Annotated in this window: 14 protein-coding genes and 2 pseudogenes; 5 read left to right on the top strand and 11 right to left on the bottom strand. The window is 71.0% G+C overall.

From position 1 onward, the window contains the following. Window positions 1-4: 4 nt before the first annotated feature. The 5 genes from ABZU52_RS12660 to ABZU52_RS12640 all read right to left on the bottom strand — a co-directional run bounded on the left by ABZU52_RS12660 (window position 5) and on the right by ABZU52_RS12640 (window position 5,118). The gene (locus tag ABZU52_RS12660; RefSeq protein ID WP_354971187.1) at window positions 5-415 is read right to left on the bottom strand and encodes a hypothetical protein; all 411 of its coding nucleotides are present in this window, start codon (window positions 413-415) and stop codon (window positions 5-7) included. Beyond that, the gene (locus ABZU52_RS12655; RefSeq protein WP_354971186.1) at window positions 412-1,134 is read right to left on the bottom strand and encodes a glycosyltransferase family 2 protein; all 723 of its coding nucleotides are present in this window, start codon (window positions 1,132-1,134) and stop codon (window positions 412-414) included. Before ABZU52_RS12655 ends, ABZU52_RS12660 begins: the two co-directional genes overlap by 4 nt. Before the next feature lie 167 nt (window positions 1,135-1,301). Then, the gene (locus tag ABZU52_RS12650; protein WP_354971224.1) at window positions 1,302-2,117 is read right to left on the bottom strand and encodes an ABC transporter permease subunit; all 816 of its coding nucleotides are present in this window, start codon (window positions 2,115-2,117) and stop codon (window positions 1,302-1,304) included. Between the two features lie 110 nt (window positions 2,118-2,227). Further along, a complete protein-coding gene (locus ABZU52_RS12645) occupies window positions 2,228-3,868 on the bottom strand; it encodes an ABC transporter permease subunit (protein ID WP_354971185.1) in 1,641 nt (546 codons plus the stop codon). Continuing rightward, complete coding sequence (locus ABZU52_RS12640) at window positions 3,868-5,118, bottom strand: maltose ABC transporter substrate-binding protein (RefSeq protein WP_354971184.1); 1,251 nt, start codon at window positions 5,116-5,118, stop codon at window positions 3,868-3,870. Before ABZU52_RS12640 ends, ABZU52_RS12645 begins: the two co-directional genes overlap by 1 nt. A gap of 199 nt (window positions 5,119-5,317) precedes the next feature. Here ABZU52_RS12640 and ABZU52_RS12635 point away from each other — a divergent pair, with 199 nt between their 5' ends. Both ABZU52_RS12635 and ABZU52_RS12630 read left to right on the top strand, forming a co-directional pair. Next, the gene (locus ABZU52_RS12635; protein ID WP_354971183.1) at window positions 5,318-6,364 is read left to right on the top strand and encodes a LacI family DNA-binding transcriptional regulator; all 1,047 of its coding nucleotides are present in this window, start codon (window positions 5,318-5,320) and stop codon (window positions 6,362-6,364) included. 32 nt (window positions 6,365-6,396) lie between these two features. Next, window positions 6,397-8,031, top strand: a complete 1,635-nt coding sequence (locus ABZU52_RS12630) for a glycoside hydrolase family 13 protein (protein WP_354971182.1) — start codon at window positions 6,397-6,399, stop codon at window positions 8,029-8,031. Window positions 8,032-8,186: 155 nt separating this feature from the next. On the opposite strand, the gene ABZU52_RS12625 is transcribed toward ABZU52_RS12630, so the two are convergent. The 6 genes and pseudogenes from ABZU52_RS12625 to ABZU52_RS12600 all read right to left on the bottom strand — a co-directional run. Next, entirely contained in the window at window positions 8,187-8,624 is a 438-nt protein-coding gene (locus ABZU52_RS12625) for a hypothetical protein (RefSeq protein ID WP_354971181.1), read from the bottom strand. 81 nt (window positions 8,625-8,705) lie between these two features. Then, the gene (locus ABZU52_RS12620; RefSeq protein WP_354971180.1) at window positions 8,706-9,092 is read right to left on the bottom strand and encodes a GntR family transcriptional regulator; all 387 of its coding nucleotides are present in this window, start codon (window positions 9,090-9,092) and stop codon (window positions 8,706-8,708) included. Further along, window positions 9,092-10,018 (bottom strand): YhjD/YihY/BrkB family envelope integrity protein, encoded by a 927-nt coding sequence (locus ABZU52_RS12615; RefSeq protein WP_354971179.1) that lies wholly within the window; start codon window positions 10,016-10,018, stop codon window positions 9,092-9,094. The genes ABZU52_RS12620 and ABZU52_RS12615 overlap by 1 nt, the downstream gene beginning before the upstream one ends. Before the next feature lie 78 nt (window positions 10,019-10,096). Beyond that, a complete protein-coding gene (locus ABZU52_RS12610) occupies window positions 10,097-10,666 on the bottom strand; it encodes a 2'-5' RNA ligase family protein (RefSeq protein ID WP_354971178.1) in 570 nt (189 codons plus the stop codon). Window positions 10,667-10,690: 24 nt separating this feature from the next. Continuing rightward, the gene (gene trpS, locus ABZU52_RS12605) at window positions 10,691-11,716 is read right to left on the bottom strand and encodes a tryptophan--tRNA ligase (RefSeq protein WP_196920989.1); all 1,026 of its coding nucleotides are present in this window, start codon (window positions 11,714-11,716) and stop codon (window positions 10,691-10,693) included. A gap of 228 nt (window positions 11,717-11,944) precedes the next feature. Then, window positions 11,945-12,919, bottom strand: a pseudogene (locus ABZU52_RS12600) (hemolysin family protein); the annotation flags it as partial. Between the two features lie 195 nt (window positions 12,920-13,114). Between ABZU52_RS12600 and galE the strand changes: the two are divergent. The 3 genes and pseudogenes from galE to ABZU52_RS12585 form a co-directional block, all read left to right on the top strand. Next, the gene (gene galE, locus ABZU52_RS12595) at window positions 13,115-14,098 is read left to right on the top strand and encodes a UDP-glucose 4-epimerase GalE (protein WP_354971177.1); all 984 of its coding nucleotides are present in this window, start codon (window positions 13,115-13,117) and stop codon (window positions 14,096-14,098) included. After that, window positions 14,095-15,264, top strand: coding sequence for a galactokinase (gene galK / locus ABZU52_RS12590; protein WP_354971176.1), 1,170 nt, complete (start codon window positions 14,095-14,097; stop codon window positions 15,262-15,264). The genes galE and galK overlap by 4 nt, the downstream gene beginning before the upstream one ends. 89 nt (window positions 15,265-15,353) lie before the next feature. Then, window positions 15,354-15,549: pseudogene (locus ABZU52_RS12585) on the top strand (hypothetical protein); the annotation flags it as partial.

Genomic DNA, 15,549 nt, shown 5'->3' with positions numbered 1-15,549 from the left:
GTCGTCAGGCGACCTTCCGTACGACCAGCCGCAAGCCCGGACTGGCCGGCCGCTTCCGCTGCACCGAGGCGACACCCACCGAGTAGTCCCCCGGCGCCCCCTGGACGACCACGCATCCGCGCAGTACGGCGAGCTCACTCAACCGCTGACGCCACAGGTCCTTGTTGGCCCGGGCCGGGGTGAGTGAGATCCGGCTGCCCGGGGGCACCTGCTCGACGAACTGGCGCTGGAGCGCCTCCAGGTCCACCTGGTGCTGGAGGGCGGGGAGGTCGTGTTCCCGGTCACTCATCAGGGCGATGCCACGGCCGGTGGCCGAAACGGCGCCCTGAGCGGTCAGGAGCAGGCAGCCCACCCCGACGAGCGCCACCACGATCCGGGCGATCGTCGTCGGGTTCCGGTGCTTGCTGAACGTCATCGGTCGGCGAGCGTCTTGGCCGCCGTGCTGTCGGGACGACGCCGGGCCCGCTCGCGGCCCAGGATCCACAACGCCTCCACCCCGTCCCGCCAGGTGATTTTCTTGCCCTCGGCGCGACCCCGCGCCCGGTAGGCGATCGGCACGTCGTACGGGCGGATCCGCCGCCGCAGCAGCTTGCCCGTCACCTCGGCCTCCATGCCGAACCCGCGGGACCGGATGTCCAGCGACCGGTACAGCTCCACCGGCATCAGCTTGAAGCAGGTCTCCAGGTCGCCGATGTAGGAATTGAACAAGACGTTCGCCGCCGTGGTCACTCCCCGGTTTCCGACCACGTACCAGAAGCTGTAGGCGCTGTGGCTGCCGAAGGTGCGGTTGCCGTAGACGACCGTCGCGTGCCCCTCCAGCACCGGCGCCAGCAGCTTCGGAATGTCCTGGGGGTCGTACTCCAGGTCGGCGTCCAGGATCACCATGTACTCGCCCCGGGCGCTGTCCACCGCGGTTTTGATCGCCGCGCCCTTGCCCGCGTTGCGCGGGTGCGTCACGACCCGCAGCCGCGCGTCATCCATCCGACCGAGGATCTCCGCGGTCCCGTCCGTACTGCCGTCGTCGACCACCACGATCTCGATGTCACACGGGTACTGCACGGCGAGGGCCTGCTTCAGGGCCTCCGCGACGCGGTCCGCTTCGTTGTAGACCGGCATCAAGATCGACAGTTGCACGAAAGTCTCCCCGGGACAGCACCGGACGGCGGATGAAGGGCGGCTCGCCACCGGCGGCTAGTGAAGCAGGCGCGCCACACGTCCGCTGGCCCGCTCTCGCTGGGCAGCATCGGCGCGGTGCCGAAGCACCCTACCGCGCGCCACCGGAGATCGACCGCCCCCCGGTCTCACCCCTTGACCGCTCCCGAGGTCAGCCCGGAGACGATGTACCGCTGGAGGAACTGGAAGACCAGCACGGTCGGGATCGCGGTCAGCAGGGTGCCGGCGGCGAAGATCCCGAAGTTGGTGTTCCGCTCCGCGCCCTGCAACATGCCCCGCATGCCGACCGCGAGGGTCTTGGCGTCCGTGTCGGTGAGGAAGACGCTCGCCATCAGGAACTCGTTGATGGTGCTGATGAAGGCGAGCAGACCGGCCACCGCGAGAATCGGCGCCACCAACGGCAGCATGATTTGGAAGAAGACCTGGGCGTGCGAGGCGCCGTCCATCGTGGCCGACTCGTCCAACTCGCGGGGCAGGGTGTCGAAGAAGCCCTTCATCAGCCAGGTGTTCACGCCCAGCGCGCCACCCAGGTAGAGCAGCAGCAGGCCCCACGGGGTGTTGAAGCCGATGGCCGGCCACCGGTCGGTGATCGTGCCGAAGATCAGGAAGATCGCCACGATCGCCAGGAACTGCGGGAACATCTGGATCAACAGCAGCGACAGCAACCCCACCCGTCGCCCCCGGAACCGCATCCGCGAGAAGGCGTACGCCGCCAGCGCGGAGAGGAAGACCGAGGCGAACGAGGCACCACCGGCGATGAGCAACGAGTTCAGGAACCAGTGGGCGAACTCGGTGCGCGCGAACAGATCCCCGAAGTTCTCCAACGACACCCCGGCGGTCGGCACCAACTCGGTGGAGGACAGGGTGCCGAGCGGGTTGAGCGCCGCCGAGACGACGAACACGAGCGGGAAGAGACTGAACAGCACGCCGAGCAGGCCGACCAGGTGCCGCCAGCCGACCTGGGCGAACCAGCGGTTCTTCCGTCTCCCCGCGTTGCGGCCGACCGCCTCCGGGCCGTTCGCGCCACCCGTGACGGTGGCACCGGTGAGCGTGGTCACGTGTACACCTCCTCCTGTTGGCGGGTCCGCCGGAAGCTGACCGCGGACACCACTGCGACGATGGCGAAGATGAACAGCGAGATCGCCGCGGCGAAGCCGAACTGGGCGGCCTGACCACCGAACGCCAGCCGGTACGTGTAGGTGATCAGCAGGTCGGTGGCGCCGTTGCTGGGGTTGTCCGCCGGGAACGGCGCGCCCTCGGTGGTCAGGTAGATCGCGTTGAAGTTGTTGAAGTTGAACGCGAACGACGAAATGAGCAGCGGCGAGAGCGCGACCAGCAGCAACGGCAGGGTGACCGCCCGGAACGACTGCCAGCGCGACGCCCCGTCGACCGAGGTGGCCTCGGTCAACTCCCGCGGAATCGCCTGCAACGCGCCGGTGGCCACCAGGAACATGTACGGGTAGCCGAGCCAGAGCTGCACCAGGATCACCGCGGCACGGGCCGACCAGTTCTGCCCGAACCAGTCGACGCTGAGCCCGAACAGGTTGTTGATCAGCCCGAAGTCGGTGTTGAACATGTCCCGCCAGACCAGCAGCATCGCGAAGGACGGCATGGCGTACGGCAGGATCAGCAGGACCCGGTAGAGGTTGGTGCCCCTCATCCGGGGCGAGTGCAGCGCCAGCGCGATCAGCATGCCGAGGATGAACGTGCCGCCGGTGGAACAGATCGCAAAGGCGAAGTTCCAGATCAGCGTGCCGAGAAACGGCCTGGAGATCCGCTCGTCGGTGAGCACCCGGGTGAAGTTGGACAGCCCGACGTTCACCTTCCAACCCTGGGCCAGCCGCTCGCCGTCGGCGGCGACGAACGCACCGACCTCGCCGTCCGCGGTCCAGGTCTTGCCGCTGTCGTTGTCCTTCACGCAGTCGCAGCCCGCGTCGTACGCCCGGACGGCCTTGCCCTCGTACGCGCGGGACAGGCCGGACGAGCGCAGCGCGCCGCCGGCGGTCGGCACCACCAGGTCGGTGATGTCCTTGCTGCGGGCGCTGGCCTGACCGAAGTTCAGCACGGTGTAGCCGTCGGCCGCGGTGACCTTGCCGCCGGGGGCGACGGTGGCCGCGCCGGATTCGAGCCGGCGCAGGCCTCCGGCGTCACCGACGGAGACCGCGCCGGTCCCCGGGTCGGTGATCAGGAAGACCAGGGCGCCGGTGGCCGGGTCGCCAGTGGTGGCGACCGACAGCGGGTACTGGGTGGAACCCGGAACCTGCTTCACCGATGAGCTCTGGATCGCGACGATCGCGTCGTCCTTGCTGCCGCGGTGGCCGTCGCCGAAGTTCGTGAAGGCCGTGCTCGCGGTGTAGAGCACCGGCACGATCTGGAAGGCGATCAGGAAGAGCGTGCCGGGGATGAGGTACTTCGCCGGGACGTGCCGGCGGCCCACGTACAGATAGAACAGCGCGGCGGTGGTCAGCACCAGCACCGCCAGCCCGACCCACATCTCGGCCTCGACGAGCGGGAAGGCCGCCCAGATCGCGATCCCGGCCACCAGGCCGAGCAGGATCACCTTCGCGGCGAGGCCGGCCGCGGTGATCGGCGCGTGGTTCCGCGCGGTACGGGACGTGTGCGGGGACCCGGTGCCGACGGGCCCCCGGCCCGGGGTCTGCTGGGCAGACCCCGGGCCGGACAGCGGTGTGCTCATTACTTGATCGAACCGGCGATCGTCTTGCCGGCCGCGGTGACCGTGCTGGTCGGGTCGGCGCCGCCGATGACGGCGGCCTCGGCCTTGCCGAACGGGTCCCAGATCGCGGCCATGGCCGGGATGGCCGGGAGCACCTGGCCGTTCCTGCCGGCCTCGACGAACTTGGCCAGGTCCGGGTCGCTGCCCTTGACCTGGTCCAGCGCGGCGGTCAGCGCTGGCGGGCGCGGGTCGGCCTGGTAGAGCGCCACGGCCAGTTCCGGCTTGGTGACGTAGTTGGCGACGAACTCCTGGGCGAGTGCCTTGTTCTTGCCCTTGGCGGCGACGTAGAAGGACTGGACGCCCACGAACGGCGCGGCCGCCTTGCCACCGGCGAAGCCGGGAACGGCGGAGACGTCGTACTTGATGCCGGCCTTCTTCACGTCCGCGGTGGCCCACGGCCCGGAGACCAGGAAGGCGCACTTCTTGCCGGTGAAGGTGGCGGTCGAGTTGGTGTCGGCGATCGAGCGCTTCAGCACGCCCTCGCCCTTCTCGCCGAGCGCGGCGATCTTCTTGAACGCGGCGATCGACTCCGGCTTGCCCACGCCCAGGTCCTTCGGGTCGTAGTCGCCGTTCGCGGTGGTGCCGAAGAGGTAACCGCCGGCCGAGGAATACAGCGGGTAGATGTGGTACGCGTCGCCCTTTTGGCCAACCTGGAGGCAGAGCGTCTCGGTGACCTTCTTCTGCGCCTTGAGCTGCTTGCCGGTGGCGACCAGTTCCTCGATCGTCTTCGGCGCCTCGGGGGCCAGGTCGGTGTTGCGGATCAGCGCCAGGTTCTCCTGGGCGTAGGGCACGCCGTAGAGCTGGCCGTTGAACGTGACGGCCTTGACGGCGGTCTCGTTGAAGGCGGCCTTCTGCTCGTCGGACAGCTGCACGGGGTCGATGGCACCGTTCTGGACCAGGTTGCCGATCCAGTCGTGCGCGCCGATCACCACGTCCGGGCCGCCGCCCTGGCTCGACACGGTCACGAAGTTGTTCTGGAGGTCCTCGTTGGGGACGGCCTGCACCTCGACGGTGACGCCGTTCTCCTGGCCGAACTTCTCCGTGAACGGCTTGAGGGCGGCCGTGCGCTTGTCGTCCGCCCAGATCACCAGTTTGCCGCCGGCAGCCTTGGGGGTGTCCTTCGCGGCCGGCTTGTCGCTGTCGCCACCACAACCCGAGGCGGCGAGCGCCAGGGCGAAGAGGGCGACCACACCCGCGGTACGGATGCGCATCGGTGCTCCTGTCGTCATGGCGGGTCCGCCGGGGGAAGGGCGGCCCGCCAGTGGAAACCTGTGGAAGTTCTTGCCAACCGGCGCATGGATGCTGCGCCGCTGCTCTCGCATGTTGCGGGGACGTTAGCAAGACATTGCAAGTAATGGAAGGGCTTGCAGGGCGCCCCGCAAAAACTTGCCGGTGGGCTAAAGTGCCGCCATGCGCGCTCGACTGTCCGACATCGCCCAACAGGCCGAAGTCAGCGAGGCCACGGTGTCGCGGGTGCTCAACGACCGCCCCGGCGTGGCCCCGGAGACGCGGCAGGCCGTCCTCACCGCCCTCGACGTGCTCGGGTACGAGCGTCCGGCCCGGCTGCGGAAGCGCAGCGCCGGGCTGGTCGGCCTGGTGGTGCCGGAGCTGGACAACCCGATCTTTCCCGCCTTCGCCCAGGTCATCGAGTCCACTTTGGCGCAGAGCGGGTTCACCCCGGTGCTCTGCACCCAGACCGCCGGCGGCGTGACCGAGGACGAGTACGTGGAGATGCTGCTGGACCGGCAGGTCTCCGGGATCGTCTTCGTCTCCGGCCTGCACGCCGACACGGCGGCCAACCACGACCGCTACCGGGCGCTGCTGGCCCGACCGCTGCCGGTCGTGATGATCAACGGGTACGTGCCCGGCATCGGCGCGCCCTTCGTCTCCTGCGACGACCGGGAGGCCGCCGAGCTGGCCGTCGCCCACCTGGTCGCGCTCGGGCACCGGCGGATCGGCCTGATCACCGGCCCGGACCGGTTCGTCCCGGTGCAGCGCAAGGTTGCCGGCTGGCGCTCCGCGATGACCCGGCTGGCCGGCGTCGCCGAGGCCGACCTGGGCCCACTGGCCGAGCTGTCACTGTTCGGAGTGGAGGGTGGCGAGGCGGCGGCCGGCCGACTGCTCGACCGTGGCGTCACCGGCGTGGTCTGCGGCTCCGACCTGATGGCGCTCGGCGCGATCCGGGCCGCCCGCCAACGCGGCCGCAACGTGCCCGACGGCCTCTCCGTGGTCGGCTACGACGACTCGCCGCTGATGGCCTTCACCGACCCGCCGCTGACCACCATGCGGCAGCCGGTCACCGCGATGGCGGTGGCCGCCGTCCGCGCCCTGGTGGACGAGATCAACGGCCACGGCGCCCCGCACTCGGAGTACCTGTTCCGCCCGGAGCTGGTGGTGCGCGGCTCCACCGCTGTCGCGCCGACCTCCGCACGCCTTTCTTACGCAAGATCTGCTTGACTCTTGCAACGACGGACCGGCATATTGCTCGAATGATCAGCACTGCCACCCCGCCGCCCGCCACCGACGACGACTGGTGGCGCGCCGCGGTCGTCTACCAGGTCTACGTCCGCAGCTTCGCCGACAGCGACGGCGACGGCACCGGCGACCTCCAGGGCATCCGGCAGCGCCTGCCGTACCTGCGCGACCTCGGGGTGGACGCGCTCTGGCTGACACCGTTCTATACCTCGCCGATGATCGACGGCGGGTACGACGTGGCCGACTACCGGAACGTCGACCCCATGTTCGGCACCCTCGACGACTTCGACGCGATGATCACCGACGCGCACGCCCACGGCCTGCGAATCATCGTCGATCTGGTGCCCAACCACACCTCCAGCGCCCACCCCTGGTTCACCGCCGCGCTCGCCGCCGGCCCCGGCTCACCGGAACGGGCCCGCTACCTCTTCGCCGACGGCCAGGGCGCGCACGGCGAGTTGCCCCCGAACGACTGGGAGAGCATCTTCGGCGGCCCCGCCTGGACCCGGATCGCGGACGGTCAGTGGTATCTGCACCTGTTCGACCCGTCGCAGCCGGACCTGAACTGGCGCCACCCGGAGGTCCGCGCCGAGTTCGAGGACGTGCTGCGGTTCTGGCTGGACCGGGGCGTGGACGGATTCCGGATCGACGTGGCACACGGCATGATCAAGGCGGAAGGGCTGCCGGACGTCGGCTTCAGCTCGATGACCACCGGCCAGCGCCAGGTCGAACTGCTCGGCAAGGGCCGGCTGCCCTACTTCGACCAGGACGAGGTGCACGAGATCTACCGGGCCTGGCGCCCCATCCTGGACAGCTACCCGGGCGGTCGGATGGCGGTCGCCGAGGCGTGGGCCGAGACGCCGCAGCGGCTGGCCCGCTACATCGGCCCGGACGAGCTGCACCAGGCGTTCAGCTTCGACTTCCTCGACGCCACCTGGTCGGCCGACTCGTTCCGCAAGGTGATCGACACGGCGTTGGCCGAGGCGGCCGTCGTCGGGGCGCCGACCACCTGGGTGTTGTCCAACCACGACAAGCAGCGGCACGTCACCCGGTACGGTGACGGCGCCGAAGGGCTGCGCCGAGCCCGTGCCGCGAGCCTGCTGATGCTCGCCCTGCCCGGCTGCGCCTACCTCTACCAGGGCGAGGAACTGGGCCTGCCGGAGGTCCTCGACCTCCCCGACGAACTGCGCCAGGACCCGGCGTTCCTGCGCACCGGCGAGAGCCGCGACGGCTGCCGGGTGCCCATCCCGTGGAGCGGCGAGTTGGCCCCGTACGGCTTCGGGCCGGCCGGGAGCGAGCTGAGCTGGCTACCCGCCCCTGCCCTCTGGCAGGCGCTGTCGGTCACCGCGCAGACCGGCGTGCCCGGCTCCACCCTTGAGCTGTACCGGGCCGCGCTGCGGATCCGCCACGTTCACCCCGCGCTCGCCCTCGGCGCCGACGGGGTCACCTGGCGGCAGAGCGAGCCGGGCGTGCTGGCCTTCTCCCGCGCCGCCGGCGCAACCCTGCTGACCTGCGTGGTCAACTTCGGCGGCGGCCCGGTCCTGATCGACGGGTACGGGCAGCCGCTGGTCGCCAGCGACGAGCTCACCGAGCAGGGCTCCGGCCACCTGCTGCCAATTGACGCGGCAGTCTGGTTGGAACAGCGCTGAACGGGTAACCCGTTCTCGACCTGGTCGTTCGTCGTGCCCCGCGCCGACGGGCGACTGGGCTACCGACCCCTTGTGGTGGGGGGTGAGGTGCCGCCGGCGCCACGCGGAGTCCGCTCCGTGTGGCGCCGGTGTCCGTTTCTGGCAAATCCCGGTCGTTACTTCGCGGTGAGCAACGCCGCGATCCGGGTGAAGCCGGCACGTACCTCGGCCTCGTTCGGCGGCTCGGCGGGCTCACCGTGGCCCGCCTCGTCGGCTGCCGCGTCCAACTCCTCGTCGATCACGTCCTCGAAGTCCCCGTACAGGTCGGCCCCCTCCACCTGGCGGGCCTCGTCCTCGGCGGCGACCTGCGCGGCGGCGATCTCGCTGCGGATCTCGTCGGCGGACAGCGCCGGCAGCAACGGCTCCACCACGGCCATCAGCTGTTCATCGGCCACCACCGCCTCGGCCAGGGCCAACGCGTGCGGCCGCTCGTACGGCCCGCAGACCACCGGCTCCCACTCGTCGAGATCACCGAGCGGACCGAAGGTGATGATCCACGGCAGGCCGAGGAGCGGCGAGTCCGCCGGCAGGTCCAGTGTCATGAGTGCGCCCACCGGCTCATCATGGTCCGCGAACGCGAGCGCCGACGTCGTTCTTCTCAGTTATCGCCCGTCCGACGGTCGATCGGCAGCCGGTCAGCCGGGGCGGACAGCGTCCAGGGCGGCGCGGACCAGGGCAAGCGCGGTGGCCGACGGCACGCCAAGCCGGGCCGCCTCCGCCGCGTACCCGGCCGCCGCCCGCTGCAACCGGTCGACGGCGTCGTCCCGCCCGGGGGCGACGAAGGTGCCGTTGCGTCCCCGGGTCTCCAGCAACCCGGCCGTCTCCAACTCCCGGTAGGCGCGGGCCACCGTGTTCGCGGCCAACCGCAGGTCGGCGGCCAGCTGCCGGACGGTGGGCAGTCGGCTGCCCACCGGCAACCGGCCGTCGCCGATCAGCTCGGCAAGCTGCACGCGCACCTGTTCGTACGGGGGCACCGACGAATCCGGGTCGACCGAGATCACCACCTGCGCATCTCCCGTCATCAGCCCGCACCGCCCGGCGTACCGGGGTCGATGCCCTCGTCGACATCCTTCGGTGGCGCGGGGGTCTCCGCCAGGTCGACGACCCGGCCGGTGGTGCTGGTCGCGAGGAGCGCCGCGCCGAACAGCACCAGCTGGTTGAGCAGGTAGAGGTAGAGCAGCAGACCGACGGCGCCGGCCACCACTGTGTACGCCGGATTCCGCTCGGTACGCACCACGTAGTACCGCCCCACCGTGTTCAGCAGCGTGATTCCGACCGCCACCAGCACCACCACCGGGCGCAGCCGGGACCGGCTCATCCGCAGCCGGGGCACGGCGAGCAGCAACGCGGTGGCCAGCACGGTGTTGACCAGCACGCTGAGCACCGCGCTGATCGTGGTCAGACCCACCGACCCGGTGCTGCGGAGCAGGAAACGCAGCAGCGACTCCAACGCGTCCACCGCCGCGACCGAGACGCCGAGCAGCACGAAGATGCCGATCATCACGCCCAAGTCGACGAGCCGCCGCACCACCAGATTGCCCGGTTGCTGGTTGAGCCGGTACATCAACCGCTGCGAGGACCGAATGGCCTCCACCCAACCGATCCCGGTGAAGACCAGGATGACCAGGCCGACCACACCCACCGTGCCGCTGGACCTGGCGATCTGCTCGGCGTCCAGGAACGGCAGGTTCTCCTTGAGGAAGCCGGCAGCAGCCGCGCTCACCTCGTCGTTGTCCTCCAGGATGGCGCCAAAGATCGAGTACGCGACCAGGGCCAGCGCGAACACCGCGAAGAAGCCGTAGTAGGCGATCGCGGCGGCCAACCGCCCGGCCAGCACCTCGGCGTACAGCGCGCCGGCCCGCCACACATGATCAAAAAGCCCCGACTGGTGGCGCGCGGCGCTCACCCAGCGGTCGATGCCCGCCTCGATCCGGCCGATCACGTTCACGCGGTCATCCTCGCCGAACTCCGACCGCTGTAGTGACAACGGCTTCCGATGCTCGCCGGCCGGCGCGTCGCCGACGGCTCAGGTGCCGAGGCAGAAGTCCCGGCGCGGCTGCCACCGGGCCTGCCCGCTGTGCGAGAACAGGGTGAACGCGTCGACCTCGAACATCGCGGAGAAGTCGGCCAGATCCTCGTACACCTTGTCCAGGGCCTCCGGTGCCACGTCCTGGGCCACGGTGACGTGCGGATGGTACGGGAACCGGAGTTCGCGGTGCAGACCCGGCGCCGAGGCGATGGCAGCGGCCAACAACTCGCATTCGCTGATCCCGGCGGCCACCGCGACGAACACCACCTGGGTGACCGGACGGAACGTGCCGGTGCCCCGCAGGTGCAGTGTGAACGGCAGGTGCGCGGCGGCGACGGCCGCCAGGTGCCGCTCGACCGCGGGCAGGTTGGCCGACCGGATCTCGGTGGGACCGAGCAACGTCACGTGCGCGGGCACCGCCAGCGGATCACCCGCCTCGACCCGCCGCCGGGTGAGCTGGGCACCCCACGGCTCAGGGATGTCCACCGCGATGCCGATCTGGATGGTGTCGCCGGTCGGCGGCACCCCGCCACTGCGATCCACGCTTCGCGCCGCCCCTCCGACCACCGACCCGTTCACCCGTACCCGGAGCTACTCGCCGCGCACGGGCGGGAAGAACCCCACCCGCTCGTACGCGGACCGCAGGGTCGTCGCGGCCACCGCACGGGCCTTCTCCGCACCGGCCGCGAGGAGCTTGTCCAGCTGCGCCGGATCGTCGAGGTAGGCGCGGGTGCGCTCCTGGATCGGACGGACGAAGTCCGTCACCACCTCGGCCAGCTCCTTCTTCAGGTCGCCGTAGCCGCGGCCCGCGTACGCGGCTACCAGCTCGTCGATGCTGCGGCCGCTGAGCGCCGAGTGGATGGTCAACAGGTTGGACACGCCAGGCTTGGTCTCGGCGTCGAAGACGATCTCCCGACCGGTGTCGGTCACCGCCGAACGGATCTTCTTGGCGGACCGGGCCGGGTCTTCGAGCAGGTCGATGATGCCGGCCGGCGAGGATGACGACTTGGACATCTTCGCGGTCGGGTCCTGCAAGTCGGTGATCTTGGCAGTGTCCTTGACGATGTGCGGCGCGGGCACCGTGAACGTCGCGCCGAACAGCGAGTTGAAGCGCTGCGCCAGATCCCGGGAGAGCTCCAGGTGCTGGCGCTGGTCCTCGCCGACCGGCACCGCGTTGGCCTGGTAGAGCAGGATGTCGGCGGCCTGCAGGACCGGATAGGTGAACAGCCCGACGCTGGCCCGCTCGTTCCCCTGCTTCTGCGACTTGTCCTTGAACTGGGTCATCCGGCTGGCCTCGCCGAAGCCGGTGATGCAGCCGAGCACCCAGGCCAGCTGCGGGTGCTCGGGCACCTGCGACTGGACGAAGAGGGTGCTGCGTTCCGGGTCGAGCCCGACCGCGAAGAGCTGGGCCGCGGCCACCCGGGTCCGCTGGCGCAGCAGCGCCGGGTCGTGCCCCGCGGTGATGGCGTGCAGGTCCACCACGCAGTAGAACGCGTCGTGGGTGTCCTGTAGTGCCACCCAGTGCCGCACCGCGCCCAGATAGTTGCCGAGATGGAACGAGTCGGCTGTCGGCTGGATGCCGGAGAAGACGCGGGGCCGGGCGGGAACGTCGGACATGGCGATAATTCTGTCAGCAAGCAACCCGGTCCGTCATGACGGGCCGGCGGGTCGGCTCCGGCCCGCCGGTGCCGGGGTGCTGACCTCGCGTGGTTCGCCCGCACCGACCCGGCGCGCCGGCCCGACCGAAAGCCGGCGATGCTGCCCGGTCATCGCCTCCCGGGCCTGCTCGGAACCGCCAGCCGCCACCGGCGCGACGTCCTGCCCGCGGCACTGCTCGGTGCGCGGCTCCCGGCGCTGCTCGGTGCTGCGGGCGGCGGAGACGGCGAGTCGGGCCACCCGGCGGCCGTCCAACGTGAGCACCCGCAGCAGCCAGCCGGCCGGCGGCTCGGCCGGATCGGCGGTGCCGACGTCGACGGGTTCACCGGGCACCGGCACCTCGTCGCCGGTCACCGGCAGCCTGCCCAGCGCGGCCATGACGAACCCGCCCACCGTCTCGTACGGTCCGGCGGGTAGTGCCACCCCGGTCCGCTCGGCGAAGTCAGCGAGGTTGAGGCGGCCGTCCACCACGGCGGGCAGGCCAGCGTGCACCGGGTCCGGGGTGGCGTCGTACTCGTCGTGGATCTCGCCGATCAACTCCTCGATGAGATCCTCCAGGGTGACGATCCCGGCCGTGCCGCCGTACTCGTCGACCACCACCGCGAGGTGCTGGCCCTCCCGGCGCATCTCGGTCAGCGCGGCGAGCACCCGTTTGCTGCCGGGGAGCCGCTTCACCTCCCGGGCCAACTCGCCGACGGTGACGCACGGGTCGGCGTCCGGGCGCAGCAGCACGTCCCGGAGGTGTACGAAGCCGACCACGTCGTCATGGGTGCCGTCGGTTACCGGGTAGCGGGTGTGCGTCTCGGCGCGGACCAGTCGGGCGGCTTCGACGATGGTCAGCCGGGCCGGGAGGAAGACCACCTCGGTGCGCGGCATCATCACCTCGCGGATCAGACTGGCGCCGGCCACCAGGACCTCGTCGATGATCCGCCGCTCGTCCGGGTCGAGCACCGTGTTCGCCGCGACCAGGTCGCGCAGATCGGCCTCGGAGATGCGCTCCCGGCCGGCCGTCGGACCGGTCCCGAGCAGATCGGTGACGAGTCGGGTGGCACCATCCGCGGCGCGGACCAGCACCCGGGCGACGGCCCGGGCGACCGGCCCGGGGTCGCGGCGGGGTTGTGCCCGCGCGCTTCGCCGGAGCCCGGTACGGGCCACTTCCCGCATGACAGAGATGGTAGACACCGTGGGCCCGCCGCACCGGGGATCGCGCGGAGCGGCCGGCAGATGTTCGGCTCTGTTTAATCATGAGAGATTATGATGGAATGGGGTTGCCGGTGGTATCGGCGAGGGTGCCGACCACCGCCCTAGTGTGATCACCGAAAGGCCACGTCCCGGGCGGGCCAGGCAGGAGGCAACGACGTGAAACTGCTCGTCACCGGGGGCGCCGGCTTCATCGGGAGCGTGGTGACCCGGATGCTGCTCGACGCGGGCCACCAGGTCGTCATCCTGGACGACCTGCGCACCGGCCACCGCGAAGCCCTCGCCCCGGACGCCACCCACGTCGAGGCGTCCATCCACGACGCCGCCCGCGTCATCACCGCGGACGCCGGCTTCGACGGGGTGCTGCACTTCGCCGCCCTGATCGCCGCCGGCGAGTCGATGGTCAAGCCGGAGCTGTACTGGCAGAACAACACCGTCGGCACGCTCGCCCTGATCGACGCGGTCCGGGCAGCCGGGGTGCCCCGGATGGTCTTCTCCTCCACCGCCGCCGTCTACGGCAACCCCACCGAGCTGCCCATCACCGAAAACGCGGTCAAGGCGCCCACCAACACGTACGGCGCCACCAAACTCGCCGTCGACATGGCACTCACCTCCGAGGCGATCGCGCACGGGCTGGCCGCCGTGTCGCTCCGCTACTTCAACGTGGCCGGGGCCCACCTCGACGGCGACATCGCCCTCGGCGAGCGGCACGACCCGGAGACGCACCTGATCCCGATCGCGCTGGACGTCGCCGCCGGCCGGCGGGAGAAGCTCCAGCTCTTCGGGGACGACTACCCGACCGTCGACGGCACCTGCGTCCGCGACTACATCCACGTCGCCGACCTGGCCCGCGCGCACCTGCTGGCGTTGGACGCGGCCACCAGCGGCCTGCACCGGATCTACAACCTGGGCAACGGCAACGGCTTCACCAACCGCCAGGTCGTCGACGTGGTCCGCGAGGTCACCGGGCACCAACTGCCCGTCGAGGTCGCCCCCCGCCGCGAGGGCGACCCGGCCGAGTTGGTCGCATCGTCCGCGCTGGCCCGCGACGAGCTGGGCTGGGTGCCGCAGAAGCCGACCCTGCACGACATGGTCGGGGATGCCTGGGCGTTCTACCGCACGCACATCCTTGGGCAGTCATGACCCACCCCACCGGCGACGTCGCCGAGCGGGCCGCGGCCGGCTTCTCCGCGCAGTTCGGCGGCCAGGCATCCGGCCGCTGGGCGGCCCCCGGCCGGGTCAACCTGATCGGCGAGCACACCGACTACAACGAAGGCTTCGTGCTGCCGTTCGCGCTGCCGATGCGTACCGTCGTCGCGGCCGACCGGCAGGACGGGGAGCACTGGACGGTCTGGTCCGAACTCACCGGCGAGGCGATCACCTTCGGCGCGGACGACGTCGCCGAGCCGGGGCGGGTCACCGGCTGGGGCGCGTACGTCGCGGGTGTGGTCTGGGCGCTGCGCGAGGCCGGGCATCCGGTGCCGGGGGCCCGGCTGGCGATCGCGTCCGACGTGCCGCTCGGTTCCGGGCTCTCCTCCTCGGCCGCGCTGGAGTCGGCCGTGCTGGCGGCCCTGCTCGACCTCGGCGGGCTGGAGCTTGCCCCGGCGCTGCAACCCCGGCTGGCTCAGCGGGCGGAGAACGTCTACGTGGGCGCGCCGACCGGCATCATGGACCAGTCCGCCGCAATCCGTTGCCGCGCGGGGCACGCCCTCTTCCTCGACTGCCGTGACGAGTCGATCGAGCACATCCCGTTCGACCTGGGCACCGCCGGGCTGGCCGTGCTGGTCATCGACAGCCGGGCGCCGCACCGCCACGCCGACGGGGAGTACGCGGCCCGCCGCCGCTCCTGCGAAGCCGGGGCCAGTGCGCTCGGCGTCGCCGCGCTGCGAGACGTGAGCATCAACCAGCTCGACGCCGCGCTGGCGCAGCTCGACGACGAGGAGACCCGGCGACGGGTCCGGCACGTGGTGACTGAGGACCAGCGCGTACTGGACACGGTCGCGCTGCTCCGCGCCGCCCGGGTGCGCGACATCGGCCCACTGCTGACGGCCTCCCACGTCTCGATGCGGGACGACTTCGCGATCACCGTGCCGGAGGTCGACACCGCGGTCGAGGCGGCGTTGGCGGCCGGCGCGCTGGGCGCCCGGATGACCGGCGGCGGCTTCGGCGGATGCGTGCTCGCGCTGGTCGAGGTTGACCGGGCCGATGCGGTAGCCGCCGCCGTGACCGACGCGTACGCGGAGCGAGGTTTCACCGCCCCCGGCACCGTGACAGTTTTCCCCTCCCCCGGGGCCACCCGCCTGCCCTAACCCCCACCCCCCACCCGGCCCCCACCCTCACCCCAGACGGTGATCAAGAAGTTTGCGTCAATTCGAGCCCGCATCCTGACGCAAACCTCTTGATCACCCGGCCGGGCCGGGGCGCGGGTGGGCCGGGGCGCGGGTGGGCCGGGCCGGGGCGCGGGTGGGCCGGGCCGGGGTGCGGGTGGGCCGGGCCGGGGCGCACGGTACGCGTGACCAAGCGTGCTCGACGCACCCGCAACTCCGTGCCCGCCGTGGCGATCGCCGGCTACACCAACGCCGGCAAGTCCAGCC

Source organism: Micromonospora sp. NPDC005220 (assembly GCF_040607895.1).
Classification (GTDB): Bacteria; Actinomycetota; Actinomycetes; order Mycobacteriales; family Micromonosporaceae; genus Micromonospora.
Note: the sequence above shows the minus strand (reverse complement) of the source record. Positions and strands in the feature narration are given on the sequence as shown.

Coding starts and splice junctions, on each gene's coding strand:
- ABZU52_RS12620 (WP_354971180.1), bottom strand. CDS start 9,092: ATGACGGGAGATGCGCAGGTGGTGATCTCGGTCGACCCGGATTCGTCG.
- ABZU52_RS12635 (WP_354971183.1), top strand. CDS start 5,318: ATGCGCGCTCGACTGTCCGACATCGCCCAACAGGCCGAAGTCAGCGAG.
- ABZU52_RS12630 (WP_354971182.1), top strand. CDS start 6,397: ATGATCAGCACTGCCACCCCGCCGCCCGCCACCGACGACGACTGGTGG.
- trpS (WP_196920989.1), bottom strand. CDS start 11,716: ATGTCCGACGTTCCCGCCCGGCCCCGCGTCTTCTCCGGCATCCAGCCG.
- ABZU52_RS12660 (WP_354971187.1), bottom strand. CDS start 415: ATGACGTTCAGCAAGCACCGGAACCCGACGACGATCGCCCGGATCGTG.
- galK (WP_354971176.1), top strand. CDS start 14,095: ATGACCCACCCCACCGGCGACGTCGCCGAGCGGGCCGCGGCCGGCTTC.
- ABZU52_RS12640 (WP_354971184.1), bottom strand. CDS start 5,118: ATGCGCATCCGTACCGCGGGTGTGGTCGCCCTCTTCGCCCTGGCGCTC.
- ABZU52_RS12645 (WP_354971185.1), bottom strand. CDS start 3,868: ATGAGCACACCGCTGTCCGGCCCGGGGTCTGCCCAGCAGACCCCGGGC.